Origin of the sequence: Polynucleobacter sp. MWH-UH2A (assembly GCF_018687195.1) — a bacterium.
Lineage (GTDB): Bacteria > Pseudomonadota > Gammaproteobacteria > Burkholderiales > Burkholderiaceae > Polynucleobacter.
The window spans coordinates 244,203-259,185 of sequence record NZ_CP061321.1 but is presented as its reverse complement, the minus strand read 5'-3'; the positions used below and the strand labels follow the sequence as shown (position 1 = coordinate 259,185).

The 14,983-nt window shown below is 42.9% G+C and carries 16 protein-coding genes; 3 read left to right on the top strand and 13 right to left on the bottom strand.

Annotation, left to right across the window (positions count from 1 at the left end; all coding sequences use genetic code 11):
* Positions 1-27: 27 nt before the first annotated feature.
* Positions 28-1,653, top strand: a complete 1,626-nt coding sequence (locus tag IC571_RS01370; RefSeq protein WP_215316998.1) for a TolC family protein — start codon at positions 28-30, stop codon at positions 1,651-1,653.
* On the opposite strand, the gene waaC is transcribed toward IC571_RS01370, so the two are convergent.
* From waaC to IC571_RS01340, 6 genes are read right to left on the bottom strand one after another with little or no spacing between them, the layout of a single operon-like run.
* Positions 1,634-2,680: a lipopolysaccharide heptosyltransferase I gene (gene waaC / locus IC571_RS01365; protein WP_215316996.1), complete on the bottom strand. Its 1,047-nt coding sequence runs from the start codon at positions 2,678-2,680 to the stop codon at positions 1,634-1,636. The genes IC571_RS01370 and waaC overlap by 20 nt on opposite strands.
* Entirely contained in the window at positions 2,677-3,255 is a 579-nt protein-coding gene (rfbC, locus tag IC571_RS01360; RefSeq protein WP_215316994.1) for a dTDP-4-dehydrorhamnose 3,5-epimerase, read from the bottom strand. The genes waaC and rfbC overlap by 4 nt, the downstream gene beginning before the upstream one ends.
* Entirely contained in the window at positions 3,255-4,193 is a 939-nt protein-coding gene (gene rfbA, locus IC571_RS01355; protein ID WP_215316992.1) for a glucose-1-phosphate thymidylyltransferase RfbA, read from the bottom strand. The genes rfbC and rfbA overlap by 1 nt, the downstream gene beginning before the upstream one ends.
* A 32-nt stretch (positions 4,194-4,225) precedes the next feature.
* The gene (rfbD, locus tag IC571_RS01350) at positions 4,226-5,167 is read right to left on the bottom strand and encodes a dTDP-4-dehydrorhamnose reductase (RefSeq protein WP_215316990.1); all 942 of its coding nucleotides are present in this window, start codon (positions 5,165-5,167) and stop codon (positions 4,226-4,228) included.
* A 13-nt stretch (positions 5,168-5,180) separates the two neighbouring features.
* Positions 5,181-6,242, bottom strand: coding sequence for a dTDP-glucose 4,6-dehydratase (gene rfbB, locus IC571_RS01345; protein ID WP_215316988.1), 1,062 nt, complete (start codon positions 6,240-6,242; stop codon positions 5,181-5,183).
* A gap of 30 nt (positions 6,243-6,272) precedes the next feature.
* Positions 6,273-7,214 (bottom strand): hypothetical protein, encoded by a 942-nt coding sequence (locus tag IC571_RS01340; RefSeq protein ID WP_215316986.1) that lies wholly within the window; start codon positions 7,212-7,214, stop codon positions 6,273-6,275.
* Positions 7,215-7,219: 5 nt separating this feature from the next.
* On the opposite strand from IC571_RS01340, the gene IC571_RS01335 reads away from it, so the two are divergent.
* Entirely contained in the window at positions 7,220-8,236 is a 1,017-nt protein-coding gene (locus IC571_RS01335) for a glycosyltransferase family 10 domain-containing protein (protein ID WP_215316984.1), read from the top strand.
* A complete protein-coding gene (locus tag IC571_RS01330) occupies positions 8,229-9,296 on the top strand; it encodes a hypothetical protein (protein ID WP_215316982.1) in 1,068 nt (355 codons plus the stop codon). The genes IC571_RS01335 and IC571_RS01330 overlap by 8 nt, the downstream gene beginning before the upstream one ends.
* Here IC571_RS01330 and IC571_RS01325 read toward each other — a convergent pair.
* The 7 genes from IC571_RS01325 to IC571_RS01295 are packed head-to-tail and all read right to left on the bottom strand — an operon-like array spanning position 9,233 to position 14,902.
* Positions 9,233-10,177: a glycosyltransferase family 2 protein gene (locus IC571_RS01325; protein WP_215316980.1), complete on the bottom strand. Its 945-nt coding sequence runs from the start codon at positions 10,175-10,177 to the stop codon at positions 9,233-9,235. The two genes, IC571_RS01330 and IC571_RS01325, sit on opposite strands and share 64 nt — an antisense overlap.
* The gene (locus tag IC571_RS01320; protein ID WP_215316978.1) at positions 10,177-11,076 is read right to left on the bottom strand and encodes a DUF6492 family protein; all 900 of its coding nucleotides are present in this window, start codon (positions 11,074-11,076) and stop codon (positions 10,177-10,179) included. Before IC571_RS01320 ends, IC571_RS01325 begins: the two co-directional genes overlap by 1 nt.
* Before the next feature lie 11 nt (positions 11,077-11,087).
* A complete protein-coding gene (locus IC571_RS01315) occupies positions 11,088-12,434 on the bottom strand; it encodes a hypothetical protein (protein WP_251373456.1) in 1,347 nt (448 codons plus the stop codon).
* A gap of 15 nt (positions 12,435-12,449) precedes the next feature.
* Entirely contained in the window at positions 12,450-13,418 is a 969-nt protein-coding gene (locus IC571_RS01310) for an aspartate carbamoyltransferase catalytic subunit (RefSeq protein WP_215316976.1), read from the bottom strand.
* Complete coding sequence (pyrR, locus tag IC571_RS01305; RefSeq protein ID WP_215316975.1) at positions 13,418-13,918, bottom strand: bifunctional pyr operon transcriptional regulator/uracil phosphoribosyltransferase PyrR; 501 nt, start codon at positions 13,916-13,918, stop codon at positions 13,418-13,420. Before pyrR ends, IC571_RS01310 begins: the two co-directional genes overlap by 1 nt.
* Positions 13,919-13,950: 32 nt before the next feature.
* On the bottom strand, positions 13,951-14,361 hold the full coding sequence (gene ruvX / locus IC571_RS01300; RefSeq protein ID WP_215316973.1) for a Holliday junction resolvase RuvX: 411 nt from the start codon (positions 14,359-14,361) through the stop codon (positions 13,951-13,953).
* Between the two features lies 1 nt (position 14,362).
* Positions 14,363-14,902, bottom strand: coding sequence for a YqgE/AlgH family protein (locus IC571_RS01295; protein WP_251373530.1), 540 nt, complete (start codon positions 14,900-14,902; stop codon positions 14,363-14,365).
* Between the last annotated feature and the right edge of the window lie 81 nt (positions 14,903-14,983).

Sequence of the window (14,983 nt, the reverse complement as noted above, 5' to 3'; positions counted from 1 at the left end):
CATGCACTTTCAGAATTGATGAATTTAATGACTCCAAGCCGCTTTCGCCCCTCTAGACTGACCGTATTGGGTCTCATTCTGGGGCAGGCACTCGGCCTAAGCTCATGGCAGCCCTTGGCTCTGGCTCAGAGCCCTAATGCAGCAGCAAAGCCAGCACTTCCGATGCCAGTGAGCGCTTCATCCTTAATTGGCTTGGAGCAGCCGCCACAGATTGCCCCGCCACCAAGCAAACCAGCATTGCCAACAAACGCCGCCCCATCGAGCGTGAATGGCAATGCCATCAATGCGCAGAAGGGACAATTTAGCGACTTGATTCAGCTATACCAAGACGCAGCATTTAGCGACCCAGTGTTAAATGCTGCGCGTTTTAATTACCAAGCGAGCAAGGAGCTCTTCTGGCAAGGCCTTTCTTTACTCTTGCCGCAAGCCAATGCCACCCCTGGTGGTACACGTTATTACCAGCATGGCGTGGGCCAAACTGTAGTGGCAGCTGGCCCAGGTAATTCTCGCGTCTTCGATCAAAAGAACTATACGGTTACCCTTACCCAACCGGTATTCAATTTAGGCGCACTAGAAGCGTTTAAGCAAGGTGATCTCAATACCAAAATTGCTGACATGCGCTTTTACTTAGCTCAGCAAGATCTCATCATTCGCGTTTCACAAGCTTACTTTGATGCGCTCACTAGCCAAGATAACGTTGAGCTATATCGCAATAAAAAGGGTCTTATCAAGCAACAATTAGACGCTGCACAAGCCAAGTTTGATGCTGGACTCGCCACGATTGTGGACGTAAATACTGCTCAAGCTGCGCTTGATTTGGCCAACTCCCAAGAGATTGCTGCTCAAGCAGATCTCTTGGTGAAAAAGGGCGCACTAGAGCAGCTTGTTGGGCATCCTGTTGGACCATTACGCCCACTTATTAAAGAAGCAAAGATTGATGGCGTCCTAAAAGATCCGCGCTCAAAAAGCAAAGACTCCAAGGGAAACCCTATTGCAGAAAGTGTGAATCCGCAATTGCCTCCAGGACAAACCTTAGAAGACTGGATTAATCAATCTGAGAGCGCAAACTTCAATGTGTTAGCAAATCAACTTTCTGTTAGCTTGGCTGAGAGTACTTATCGCGCCTCTCAGGCATTGAATTACCCCTCGATCAATTTAGTAGGAACAGCAGGCTATAACACTTCTAATGGCACGCCAAATAGCTACACGCCAGCCAACACCAATGTGTACAACAACACTGTTGCTCTACAAATGAATATTCCCTTGGTATCCGGGGGATTTAATAGCGCCGTGATTCGACAAAACGCCGCTCTTGTAGATGCTGCTAAAGCAAACTACGATAATGCCCGCCGTACTGCGGCACAAAATACCCGCACCGCATTTACTGGTTTTTATGGCGGCCTAGCAAGCGTAAAAGCATTCGAAGCAGCTGAACGCTCATCCAGTTCCGCATTGGAATCGAGCAAGCTAGGCTTTCAGGTGGGAACCTTAATTAATATCGATGTGTTGATTGCTCTGGATACTTTAATCACCACTCGTTCACAACTACAGCAGGCTCGTTACAGTACCATTCTGAATGCCATCAGACTAAAGGCTCATGCCGCAGCCTTAACCGACGAAGATTTAATTGCGATTAATTCTTTACTGCGTTGAGTAGCTCTAAAGAAGCATCGAGCGCCTCTTTGACTTCTGGCGGTTTTTTCATATCGCCGATGTTTCTGATCTTGTCAGACCAATATCCTTCTGTTTTCCAACGAGGCGAATCACAATAAATCTCGACAGTAGGTTTGTTCAATACCGCAGCCAAATGCGTTAAGCCCGTATCAACACCAACAACTAGACTCGAGTTCGCAATAACCAAGAAAGCTTCTTCGATAGAAAATGCACTTGGTACTATTGATCCTGGAATTTGAGAAGCAAGCATGTCACTAATTAATTTTTCAGAAGTGTTTCCCCATGGCAGAACGACCTGATAACCTAATTTTGAGAGCTCGATTCCTAAATCAACCCAATGAGTATTAGCCCAACGCTTAGCCTCTCGAGCAGTAGAGTGAAAAAACAAGATGTATGGCTGCTTCAGCCCTATAAGCTGGCTATTTCCAAAGGAATCTTCAAAGCCAGCACGATAAAACTGGACTCCCTCATCCCTTCCAATGAGAGGCCAATCTAGAGCTGAACACATGACATATCGAGCGCGGTCGACCGCATGACACTGCAATGGAACTTGAACAGACTGACTATAGAAAGCTCGTGCTATTGGCTCGTACCCTGAAAACTCAGTGGCATTGGCTAAGCCAGCTACTATAGCCTCAGGATTCTTCTTGGCGAGACCACAAACAAGAGCAGACTTCAGCAGACCCTGAGTTTCAATGATGATGTCGTAATTTGCTGCTTGAAGTTCATTCTTAAAGGCAAAGAATTCTCTCCATGATTTAGTGCTTAGAAGTGATTTTTTCCAACGACGCAAACCGAATGGAATAATTCGATCAATTCCTCGAAAGCCATCTCTACTTAAGAGAGGGGTCAGTAGATTTACATACGCCTCTTCAACAACCCAATCAATTTGAGCATCAGGTATACGTGATCGCATATCCCAAACTATTGGCAGATTGTGAAGCACATCCCCCAAGGAGGAAAGTTTTACTAAGAGTATTTTTGGACGAGCGATTGGGTTATTCATTCAAACTTTGGGGCCTTTCCCCAAGAAAGGCCTGCAGCATCCTTAGCATTCAGGGTCGGTTGGGTGTCTGTTCCTAAAGGCCATTGAATTCCAACTACTGGATCATTCCAAGCCAAGCAGACCTCGCTTTGAGGGTGATAGTAATCAGTGGTTTTATATAAGAATTCGGCTGTTGGTGAAAGCACCATAAATCCATGAGCAAAACCTGCTGGTATCCAGAGCTGCTTATGATTTTCTGCGATTAGCTCTACCCCAACCCACTTGCCAAAACTAGACGAATTTTTTCTAAGATCAACTGCCACATCGTAAACAGCACCAGAAACTACTCGCACTAATTTACCCTGCGTTTTTTCTAACTGATAGTGCATTCCCCGTAAAGTCGATTGACGAGAAAATGAATGGTTATCTTGAACAAAAGTTACATTCAAATTAGTTGCATCAGAGAAATCTTGTGCATTAAATGATTCTGTAAACCAACCACGCTCATCACCAAACACTTTTGGCTCGATTACCAAAACATCGGGTATTGCAGTTGGCGTTATTAAAATTTTGGAATGGGTCTTTAAATAGGTCATCAATTGATCTTCTTTTGAGATAGAGAGATAGGCTCAGAACCACTTCTCATCTCATTCAAAATTTTGGCTAAATACTGACCATAACTATTTTTACTCAGTTGAGTTGCCACCTTTTGAACTACTTCTGCATCAATCCAGCCCTGACGGAATGCAATCTCCTCAGGGCAAGCAACCATTAGACCTTGGCGTTTTTGCAGAGTCGCAATAAAGCCTGCAGCATCTAAAAGGGAATCGTGAGTGCCGGTATCTAGCCAGGCAAATCCACGGCCCATGATTTCAACACTGAGCTGGTCTTTTTCAAGATATATTCGATTAACATCCGTGATTTCTAGTTCACCACGCGCGCTAGGCTTAATAGAACTGGCAATGTCACAAACTTTATTATCATAGAAATAAAGTCCTGTAACCGCATAGCTACTTTTTGGCTTAAGAGGCTTCTCTTCAATAGAAACCGCTTTGTAATGCTGGTCAAATTCCACTACACCGTAACGTTCAGGATCGGTTACGTGATATGCAAAAACAGTTGCGCCCTCTTGACGCTGATTGGCACTCTCGAGATTTCCTACAAGCTCATGACCATAAAAAATATTATCCCCAAGCACTAGAGCGCTCGGATGATTATTAATAAAGTTTTTACCCAAGGTGAATGCTTGAGCCAAGCCATCTGGAGAGGGTTGCACGCAATACTGAATATTCAGGCCCCACTGTGATCCATCACCTAATAGCTCAGAGAAACAGGGGGTATCGTGAGGTGTAGAAATTAACAAAATATCTCGAATGCCGGACAACATGAGAGTCGTCAATGGGTAGTAAACCATTGGCTTGTCATAAACTGGCATTAGCTGTTTAGAGACGGCTTGCGTTACTGGGTATAAGCGAGTCCCAGAGCCTCCAGCCAAAATGATGCCCTTGCGATTTTTAAAAAGGCCATTAGCCATCTTTATCCTTGTTGACTAGATCAATGCAAATGTCAAATACGTGATAAGTTTTTGACGTATGCACTTACTTGCTCATCCCACTGTTGATACCAATGGGGTAATTTTGACATAAGACCCAGGCGTTCTAGCTCAGCTTGAAGCTTTACTCTAGATAGACGAGAATTCATTGGCCTTGGAGCCGGCAAAGGATACTCTGAGGCTGGAATCGGCGCAATGCTTCCAGGGCTTGCCTGTAAAGATAGTCCAGCATCTTTTGCCACTTGAGTTGCCAAGCAAGCTAGGTCATACCAATTAGCCTCTCCCTGCGGGACGGCATGATAAATACCAGAATTAAATTTTCTTTGGTTAGTTTCATCTAAAACCAAATGCATAGCTACCTTTGCCAGCCATACTGCGCTTGTGGGAACACCATACTGGTCACCAATAACCCGCAGAGCTGACCGATCTTTTGCTAATCTCAATATTGTTCTGATGAAGTTACTGCCGTCGCCATAAACCCAGCCTGTCCTCAGAATGGCGTATTGGCCTACGGCACTCTTTGCAAAGGTACTCAGGATAGCTTTCTCGCCTGCTTCCTTTGATCTGCCATAAATGCCCAAGGGGTTAGGGCTATCTATTTCTGTATATGCGCCTTGCTTTAATCCATCAAATACATAATCTGTTGAAAAATGGAGCAAAGTCGAACCATGCTGTACAGCATACTTAGCCATGATTTCAGGAGCGGATGCATTAATTGCAAAAGCTAAATCACTCTCAATTTCGGCTTTATCTACCGAAGTGTAAGCAGCAGCGTTAATAATTAAATTAGGCTCGAAAGAATTTAATAAATTGACAATTTGACTGGGTTCGCTTAAATCACATTCGGAACGCCCAACAAATCTGAGATTATTTTCTGATCCACTCAAAGAATTCTGAAATTGCTCTTGGAAAGCCTTGCCCAGTTGACCATCTTTACCAAAAACCAGAATATTCATTAGAAAATAGTGATTAATTACGGTACTGCTTATCGAGCCAGTCACGATATGAGCCGGTAGTCACACCTTCAACCCATTCTGAATTATTCAAATACCACTGAACCGTTTTCCGAATACCAGTGTCAAAAGTCTCGGCAGGGCGCCACCCCAACTCTTTTTCAATCTTACTTGCATCAATAGCATAGCGCCGATCGTGACCAGGCCTATCCTTAACAAAAGTAATCTGCTCTGCAAAAGATTTTTTATCCACACGGGGTTTAAGCTCATCCAGAATATTGCAGATGGTTTTAACTACATCAATATTCGCTTTTTCGTTCCAGCCACCAATGTTATAGGTTTCTCCTAGCCGACCATTGGCCAATACCTCTCGAATTGCTGCACAATGATCGCCAACATAGAGCCAATCACGAATCTGCTGCCCATCACCGTAAATGGGTAATGGCTTATTGTTGAGCGCATTCAGAATAACTAAGGGTATTAACTTTTCCGGGAAGTGATAAGAGCCGTAGTTATTCGAGCAATTAGTGGTGATTACAGGGAATCCATATGTATGAAACCAAGCGCGTACCAGATGATCCGAAGCAGCCTTAGATGCTGAGTATGGGCTATTAGGCTTATATGGATTGATCTCCTTAAAGGCGGGATCCGAGGAAGATAGAGAACCATAGACTTCATCTGTCGAAACATGATGAAAACGAAACTGCTCTTTTTGCCCTACCTCAAGAGAGCCCCAATATTCACGAGCACACTCTAATAAATTGAAGGTTCCTACAATATTGGTTTGGATAAATTCTGAGGAGCCATGAATTGATCGGTCAACATGACTCTCGGCAGCAAAGTTCACAATTGCGCGTGGGTGATACTCAGCCAGCAATTTAGCAACAAGAGCTCTGTCACCAACATCACCGTGCACGAATACATGCCTAGAATCTTTTTGCAGAGATTGTAAATTTGCGATATTTCCCGCGTAAGTTAATTTGTCTAGATTCACTACATCTTCAGCGCTTGGTGAAGATAGCCAATCCAAAACAAAATTTGCCCCAATAAATCCTGCGCCACCGGTTACTAAAATCATGGTTTTATCTTTCGATGTTTACACCGAATATTAAGGCGTTTGGAGAATTTCAAGATATTTATTGAAACGATTTTTTCCGAACAGCATGATGCCAAAATTTCTCACCAATTTTAACGCGCCCCTTGGCTTCGGCAGAACAATTTCCTCCACTGCTCCACCTGGCGTCTTATCGCAATTAATCAATGCGGGATTAATAAAGATGCGATAACCCTTGCTTCTGAGATCGCGATGAAAGGGGATATGATCAGCCACATCAATGCCACCCGCCTGATCATCTGTCCCAGCATATCTGCCGGCTAGAAAAGCTTCTCGCTTATAGATTCCCAGCCCCCCAAATGCAGAATCTACCTCTATCAGATCTGCGCGCGGGTCTATTGGGGTCTGCTTGCAGCCAACAGCAATATTTTGAGCCATATCGTTACCCAAAATATTTTCTAACTGCCGCTTTTGTTCCCAACAATCCATCGGATTCCAGTAGGGGTGACTAAGCCCCCATATATCGTAATATTCACCCAATTGATTTGCGGTAATAACATCCCATGGCTCATCCACTTCCCAGCATTGCTCAACTTTTTCTGGCGTGACTAAGGCATTCATGCCATCTAGGTCAGCCATAGCGATGTAATCAATATCTACAAATTGTGGATTTAAGGCAACCGCATCGATAATGATATTTCTGCACAGGGCAATACGATCAGTTCTTCTTGGATAGTTATTACTCAAATTTCCCACGCTAACAAAAGAAAAGTTTTTGATAACGCTTTGTAGTTCTTCTAATTTTTTCGCGGTATTATCGCTAGAATCACTTTCAACAACGAAACAATGTATTTCCTTGAAATTTCCAAGGCTTTTAACTAGAGTTTCCACTTCATTTTGAATCGTATGCGCTACATTTCTAATGGGTCCAGCCAGCAGAATTTTAGATTCGGCAATTGCCTTGCGCTTATTCTTATGAGAAGTAAATAGAGTCATATCAAATGTTATTTGCCAATTACTATCAACTAGATAGAGTAAAAAATGCTTCTTTTGAAGAGATTGATCGACATCATACCTACAACCCCACTTATACCAATAGATTACTTAGGTCTGAGTTTTTAAAACGTGGAATTGAGTTAAATAATCCCGATGTCAATCTCGACCGTAATATTACTTTTAGTATTTTGCATGACGGTCAGCCTATCGATCAAATTTCTGGGCCCAAATACCTGATTGCCACTGAAAATCCCTATATCTGCCCGCTTAATCAAAATAAGGCTTATTTTCGCGAGTTTGAGGGAGTATTTACTTGGAATACAAATTTTTCGGAATTACCCAATGTCTCCCATGTATTTATTCCAAATCAAATTCGAAGTGAAAATACTCCCTCATACGATGAGAGATCAATATTTTCCTGCATTATTAACGCCAATAAAGCCTTCCCTAAAGGACTTGAAAATGATCTCTATAAAGAACGGATTGAGGTTATTCGCTGGTATGAACAAAATGCCCCACTTTACTTCTCGCTCTATGGCTTAGGGTGGGGGAAGCCTGAGCCCGCATTCAAGGCTTCAGATAAATTAACGCGACGTTTTAAACGTTTAGCGACGCAACTTTTTGGATACAAGCCTTTTCCAAGTTATCTTGGCGAGGTGATCGATAAAGAACTCATTTATCGCCAATCAAAATTTGCATATTGTTACGAAAATGTAGCCAATCTTCCGGACTATATTAGCGAGAAAATTTTTGATTGTTTTTTTGGCGGGTGTGTGCCAGTCTACTGGGGATCTCACACTATTAATGACCACATTCCAAGCTCGTGCTTCATTGATAGGAGAAACTTTAAAAATACTGAGGAAGTACATCGTTACTTACTTAGCATTGAAGAAACCGAATACACGCAATACCAAAATAATATTCAACAATTTCTTCTAAGTGCAAAAGCTATGCAATTTGATACCAGCACTTATGTATCAACTATTGTTGATAAGGTTCTCAGTGATATTGGTCATGGCTAATCGCTATATTCTTGACTACGACAATCCCGATGCTGGCATTGGTCATTCCATGGGAATCATTAATCGAGCATTAAAAATTGCCAACCGTAACCAACTAGAATTCGCTTATTCTGAAAGCCAGCTGAGCAAATCTCATGACAAATCATTTAAGTGGAACTTAAAACAATATTTGCGGCGAATGCGAGGAAAGCGTCCTGATGAAACGCACAACATTGGCAATAATCTTAATGAGCTTTTAAACCCCAGTGCTTTGCTACCTAGCCGCGAAGAAATTGAAAAAAGTATTCAACACGGCAACATTCGTGTGATTGATATTCCAATATTTGAAATTCACATTCCCTCAAACTATCAGGATGATGGAGAAATTTACAAAGCAATAGACCAATTCATTCAAAGTCACCCTGAGCCCAATATTGCTTTTAGGATTCGCAATAATCGTTTCGGAGATTACGAATATGCGGCAACACGCGAGTGGTTTTTAGATGCTTACAACAAGGCAAGAGATGTTTATCCAATTGCACTTACATTTGACCCGAGCAAATTGAATGTTGCTGTACACATAAGAAGGGGCGATCTACTTCCTGGTCGGCAATTTTCAGACCTATCTTCAAGAATGTTGCCAGATTCGTGGTATCTAAACATAATTGATGTAGTCCAACGCTCTATGAACAAACCAATAGCCATTCATATTTTCAGCGAAGGTAAAAATGGGCAATACTATTCCGAGAACGGTGCCCCGTTCTCTTGGAAAGAGCACTTTCGAAATTTTCCGCTTGAAGTACATGAAAACATTGACAGCGACTTCAAAAGCACATTTCACCACTTACTGAATGCAGATATTCTGATTGGCTCCAAAAGCGGCATGAGCCATTTAGCGGGGATGCTTGGGAAGCACGCGAAGATTATGCCAACCATGTGGCACTCTTATCGAGGGGCAACCAACCTAATTGAAGTGTCTGATTTGCAAACTACGCTTAATTTAGACGCGATTCAGTATCACCTCCAGCAATGCATTAAGAGTCCTTCCTGGGAGAGTGTTGCCCAAAGCGCAGCAATATAACGCTCTAAGCGTGTCAACGGCGTCCAAAATCCACTTCTTCGATATTGAAAACGTGCATAAATTTCAGCATTTGCACGTAGAGAAATTCCAGGAAATTTATTATTTAAGGCCAACAATGTCTTTGTGGCAATCCCGAACCTACGAAACCAAGGCAACGGATGCGGATAGAGCTCTGTTGAAATACCTAATAAATCCAGATACCGTTTTTGCACTTCAATTGTGGTTAATTTAAATTTATCCAGGTGAACAGAGCTGGTTTGGGCTGGATATCGACGATATGTGATGAGACGCTCTTTTAAATTCAGGAAACGATACCCTGCGGCTGCCATCTGAACCCATAGATAGTAATCCTCTGAAGTTAAGATGGTCGTGTCGTATTTAAATCGTTTAAATATTTCAGCTTTTCCCATCATTGCGGAATTACAAAGCCCACAATATACGGATAAAAGTGCACGCAAATCTGCATCCGAAAATTTATCTTTAGATTTTTTAATTTTTCCAGAAGTCTCGTCTAAAACCCACTGAGCGCTTCCGCACAAATCGCATTTACCAGCTTCCAATGGGCGGAGCTGCTTTTCTAGACGAAAACGATCTGCGATATCGTCTGCATCCATTAGGGCAATATATTTTCCCCGCGCCTTATTGATCATGTCATTGCGAGCTCTGACTACCCCAAAATTCTGATCAGAAAAAATTTTTACAATGCGCGAATCTGTAAAACCCTCGATTACTTGACGAGTCTTGTCCTTAGAGCCGTCATCAAAAATGATCAACTCAATATTTTGATAAGTTTGATTGAGGATGCTCTGTATAGCCTCGGCAATGTATAGTTCGGAGTTATAAGCGGGCATTAGCACGCTAATTAAGGGCAAATTCATCATTAGATAAAACTTTGCAAGTAACGACCGAAGCGTTTCAATTTTTTTAAAGTTCTGGAAAAGATCGATTTTTGACTAACCCCATAATCAAGGGCTAAATCCCAGCTAGACTGATAAATGACACCTAGATAATTTTCTTTGATCTTATTTATATTTTCACCAACCCTATGAAGTAAATAGTAATGCCAGTCGTAGTAGTAAATTCGAAATAGTTGTTCAATCGGGTGCAGGGGAATGGCTTTGAAATTTAATAAAGCCTCTAAATAGAGGAGTGTTTCAGGATGTTTTGGTGTACATACATCCCAAAATGTAAGCCCCCTGGGTTTCAGAAAGCGTTCATCAAGCGACATCCAAACCTTAGCAGACCAAATAAATGGAGGGCAAGGGCAATAGTAATTAGGCCCCTGACGCTTAAATACTTGCCTAACTCTATTGCCCTCAGCAATCAATTCCGCGGGAGCTCTCGTAAATCCTCGATCAATAGCCAACTGAAAATACTCTTTATTTTGATAAATGACGGTATATGGATTCCCATCAGACGCCAAAAAGTCAGACTTAAAAAAATCCTTGATAAAGATGCAGTCTGAATCTAAGCATACGTAGTTCTCACATAACCCGAGGCGCCAAAACTCAGACTTAATAATCTGCTGAGTTAGGCTACCGGATTTGTCGTCTGCAATACCATTTGGCACATTTGGATTAGCCTGAATAATAGCTTCGTCAGATATCCACAGATATCCATCATCCCCAATTAACTCAACAAGCAATTCCTTATCTACGTTAGGCGTAGAAATATAAAAAAGAATGTTGTCGACATTAAATTGCTCGATCGAGCGAAGCAGGCGCCTTAAGCGCAAGAAATCTTTACGGTAGGATTTGCAATAAAGAACAAGGTCTTTCAAAACGTAGCCTTTTATTGAGCAATATGCGAAAGAATACTGCTAACCGCCTGATCAACCCCAATAGGGTTCCAAACGGGTTGTAAAAGCTGTTTTTGCTGCCAATCGAACCAAATTCGTTCAAGAGCCATGGCAATTCCTGCATCATCCCCATCGGCACTTAGATACGATCTGCGCTCTAAAAGCATTTGATCAAGCTGAGGATTTCGGTGGGTGATTCCCCATATTGGTCTGCCTGACCATAAATAGTCATAGAATTTTGATGGAATGTACTCTGCACACCATTCATCATTACCATGCAGCAATATCAATATATCTGCCTCTTGCATCTTTTGAGCAACGCGTTCACGGCCAGATTTTCCAGTCACGGGATCGCGCTCTAGTCGACCATGAGCAACCAGCACATCAGCAAAACCATACTGATTAATTGCTGTTATAGATAAAGTATCTAGGGGAGCACCGTAAGCGTTTACTCGGAGACATTGTCTTGCTTCAGGATACTGTTTGAATAACTGATATGCCGCTTTTAAAATGGTAGAAAGAGAGCGGTCATTTGCCAACGAACCAAAATGGCATAAATTCAGAAATTGCCCATAATGATGCTCTGAAATTCCTTGTATTTCTCCCGGAGGATTGGCGCCGGGTATCACTACAAATCCAAGTGCATTATTTGGGGTATTCAAATTCGGGTTTCTGACTTTAGCGTAGTGAAGCGCACCTTTTGTAAACCACCATATATAATCTGAATATTTGCAGAGTTGACTTTCTAAGTAATGGCGAAATCGAGCATCACGATTTTTGGGCTCTTCAAAACCTTGGTCCGAAGGACTTTTGCGAATCACCAGTGGATCATGCACCTCAGAAATTAAAGGCAAGCCCGTTGCACGCTTTAACCATACTCCAGCCAAATGGGCAGACCAGGCGCTACCGATTGAGTAAATAACATCAACTTTGCCTGCGCGGATCAGAAAATACCCCCGTACAAAGGCTGGTAAGGCCCAAGACCACTGACTGGAATACCCCAACAATAGCTTCTCAATGGCAATAAAAGGGGCTAGGAGAATTGAAACCGCTCCCGTCACAAACTTATAGAACAATCCGCGACCATATTGATTGGCTACCCAATGTCGAAAGTCGAATCGAAATGCTGCGGGGCCCCACGCTAAAAATTGCTTATGCGGAAAACGACTATCTTTTAGACCAGTAATAGCGCTAAAGACAATTGGCTTAACACCAGCTTCAAGAAAATAAGGAATCTTATCGGTGATGGTTAAGCTAGCTGCGCGACCATCCATATTGAAAGCATGGGAAATAATTAACCAACGCTTTTTTTTGAGAACTTTTGGAATTTCTACGCTCACCAGAATTCCATTTATTTAATTATTTCCAGCAACAATTGACATCACAGCCATGCGCACTGCAATACCAAACGTAACTTGATTCAAGATCACTGACTGAGGGCCATCTGCCACTGCCGAGTCAATTTCGACACCACGATTCATGGGGCCGGGATGCATCACAATTGCATCAGACTTAGCAAGCGCTAAACGTGATGGTGTGAGGCCATATTGTTTGAAGAAAGCATCACCTTCAGGCACTTGACCTGCTTCCATCCGCTCTTTCTGGATGCGTAAAGTCATTACCACATCAACACCCTTAAGACCCTCTTCCATGCTATGGAATACTTTGACGCCGAGCATGTCAAGGTCACTTGGAAGCAAACCCTCCGGACCGATTGCGCGAATGTCTTCACACCCCAAAGTGGTAAGGGCATGAATGTTAGATTTAGCTACACGGCTGTGCACTATGTCTCCAACTATTGCCACTTTTAAGCCTTTGAAATTCTGTTTGAAGTGGCGCATGGTGTACATATCGAGCAAGCCCTGGGTGGGGTGCTGATGACTACCATCGCCAGCATTCACAACATGAACATGAGCAGGAACATGATTGGCAATTTCAATTGGCGCTCTTGAAACGCTATGGCGCACAACAAAGATATCCGCTTGCATCGCCACAAGATTGTCAATGGTATCTAAAAGACTTTCACCCTTTGCAGTAGATGAAGTAGAAATATCTAAATTAATAACATCAGCAGAAAGGCGCTTTGCTGCAATCTCAAAAGTAGTTCTGGTGCGCGTCGAGTTCTCAAAGAAAAGATTGAAAACGCTTTTACCCCTTAACAGTGGTACTTTTTTTACTTCACGAGAAGGATCGGTCACACTTACAAACTGTTGAGCCGTATCCAAAATATGCAGAATCTGCTCTTTAGGCAAACCCTCCAAAGTTAAAAGGTGCGTCAACTCACCAGCAGAATTAAATTGATTTACAAGATTATTGACGCTCATTATTCACGCTCCTCAAGCTGAAAACTGAATTTTCCAGCGGAATCTTTTTCTAAAACCAATATATGGCTATCAGGCACTTGTACTTGCTCTCCCACAAAGTTCGCTGCTACAGGTAGCTCACGATGACCGCGATCAGCAAGCACCATTAATTCCACTTGTGCCGGCCTACCAAAATCAAACAATTCATTTAAGGCGGCGCGCACTGTTCTACCAGTAAATAAGACGTCATCAATCAAGATGATATTGGCGCCATTTACTTCGAAAGGAAGATGGGTCGTCATCGTACTAGCCGTACGTAATGCAGTCATCCCTTTTTCTGCATAGTCATCTCGATGAAAAGCCACATTGATGACCCCATAATGAGGCATACCCAAGTCCTTAGCTAAACGCTCCGCAATCCAAGCGCCGCCCATTGCCAGTCCAGCCAGTTCAAACGAGCCCTGTTGCGCTCTTTTTTTAACAGCTTCAAGCAACTTTTCGTACATCAATTCAGCGTTCATTATTCGTTCCAACACTTCTCGATTTCTAGCAATTATTGTTTCGCAAAATACTGCTCCAAAATGAGGGCAGCAGAGTGCGCATCTAGATTGTCCCGCATCTTCGCGTCAGCCTCTAAAACCGCTGAAGAATAACGCTCATCCACCCAAACTACCGGCAAATTGAGGCGACCATGCAGCTGATTGCCAAAACGGATGGCTTTAGCAGTCATCTCATGTTCTGTGCCATCAGGATGTAAGGGGCGTCCAACCACCAATCGATCGGGCTGCCATTCTTTTATTAGCGCCTGAATTTCCGCAAACAAAGCGTCTAAATTTGGTGCAGCAATTGTTTTTAAGGCTTGGCCAGATTGCCTTACTGAATTTCCGACTGCGACACCCACGCGACGCGTTCCATAATCAAAAGCCATTACCGTAATGGATTTATTGATTAATGAATCAGACATCTCAGGCATGCCCTGCTTCACCAGATAGGGAAGATAAATCAAAGCCGAGATGACTCATCGTTTTCTCATACCGCCTGCTAGATGGAGTATCAAAAATGATTTCCATCATTTGTTCTCGCGATAAAGGCACATTCATCCAACCGTTTAAGGTGATTTCCTCTTCAAGCTGACCAGCGCTCCAGCCCGCGTAACCTAATGTCATCAGGAAATTTCTAGGGCCATTGCCTATAGCCACTGCCTCAAGCACATCTTTAGAGGTCGTCATTGTCAAACCCCCGGGAATAATTAAGGAAGAGCTATAGGAGAGATGGGGATTGGATTCATGAAGGACAAAACCACGCTCAATTTGAACAGGCCCACCAAAATAAACAGGCTGCTCAAGCAATGGTGCAATTTCGAGTTTCAGTTCTATCTTGTCAAACAGGGTAGCTAAATCCACCTCAGTGGGCTTATTCACTACCAAGCCCATTGCGCCGCGCTCATTATGTTCAAATAAGTAAACAACAGAATTGGCAAAATTAGGATCCGCCATGCCTGGCATGGCAATTAAGAATTGGTTTGCCAGATGATCGGCCGAATAAGATACCCAAGACCCAGGATCTGAATCATGTGGGGCGTTTTT

Bases quoted from the DNA above. Each gene is read 5' to 3' on its own strand.
- IC571_RS01370 (WP_215316998.1), top strand. From the start codon at position 28: ATGACTCCAAGCCGCTTTCGCCCCTCTAGACTGACCGTATTGGGTCTC.
- waaC (WP_215316996.1), bottom strand. From the start codon at position 2,680: ATGAATAACCCAATCGCTCGTCCAAAAATACTCTTAGTAAAACTTTCC.
- rfbC (WP_215316994.1), bottom strand. From the start codon at position 3,255: ATGACCTATTTAAAGACCCATTCCAAAATTTTAATAACGCCAACTGCA.
- rfbA (WP_215316992.1), bottom strand. From the start codon at position 4,193: ATGGCTAATGGCCTTTTTAAAAATCGCAAGGGCATCATTTTGGCTGGA.
- rfbD (WP_215316990.1), bottom strand. From the start codon at position 5,167: ATGAATATTCTGGTTTTTGGTAAAGATGGTCAACTGGGCAAGGCTTTC.
- rfbB (WP_215316988.1), bottom strand. From the start codon at position 6,242: ATGATTTTAGTAACCGGTGGCGCAGGATTTATTGGGGCAAATTTTGTT.
- IC571_RS01340 (WP_215316986.1), bottom strand. From the start codon at position 7,214: ATGACTCTATTTACTTCTCATAAGAATAAGCGCAAGGCAATTGCCGAA.
- IC571_RS01335 (WP_215316984.1), top strand. From the start codon at position 7,220: ATGTTATTTGCCAATTACTATCAACTAGATAGAGTAAAAAATGCTTCT.
- IC571_RS01330 (WP_215316982.1), top strand. From the start codon at position 8,229: ATGGCTAATCGCTATATTCTTGACTACGACAATCCCGATGCTGGCATT.
- IC571_RS01325 (WP_215316980.1), bottom strand. From the start codon at position 10,177: ATGATGAATTTGCCCTTAATTAGCGTGCTAATGCCCGCTTATAACTCC.
- IC571_RS01310 (WP_215316976.1), bottom strand. From the start codon at position 13,418: ATGAGCGTCAATAATCTTGTAAATCAATTTAATTCTGCTGGTGAGTTG.
- pyrR (WP_215316975.1), bottom strand. From the start codon at position 13,918: ATGAACGCTGAATTGATGTACGAAAAGTTGCTTGAAGCTGTTAAAAAA.
- ruvX (WP_215316973.1), bottom strand. From the start codon at position 14,361: ATGTCTGATTCATTAATCAATAAATCCATTACGGTAATGGCTTTTGAT.
- IC571_RS01295 (WP_251373530.1), bottom strand. From the start codon at position 14,902: ATGCCAGGCATGGCGGATCCTAATTTTGCCAATTCTGTTGTTTACTTA.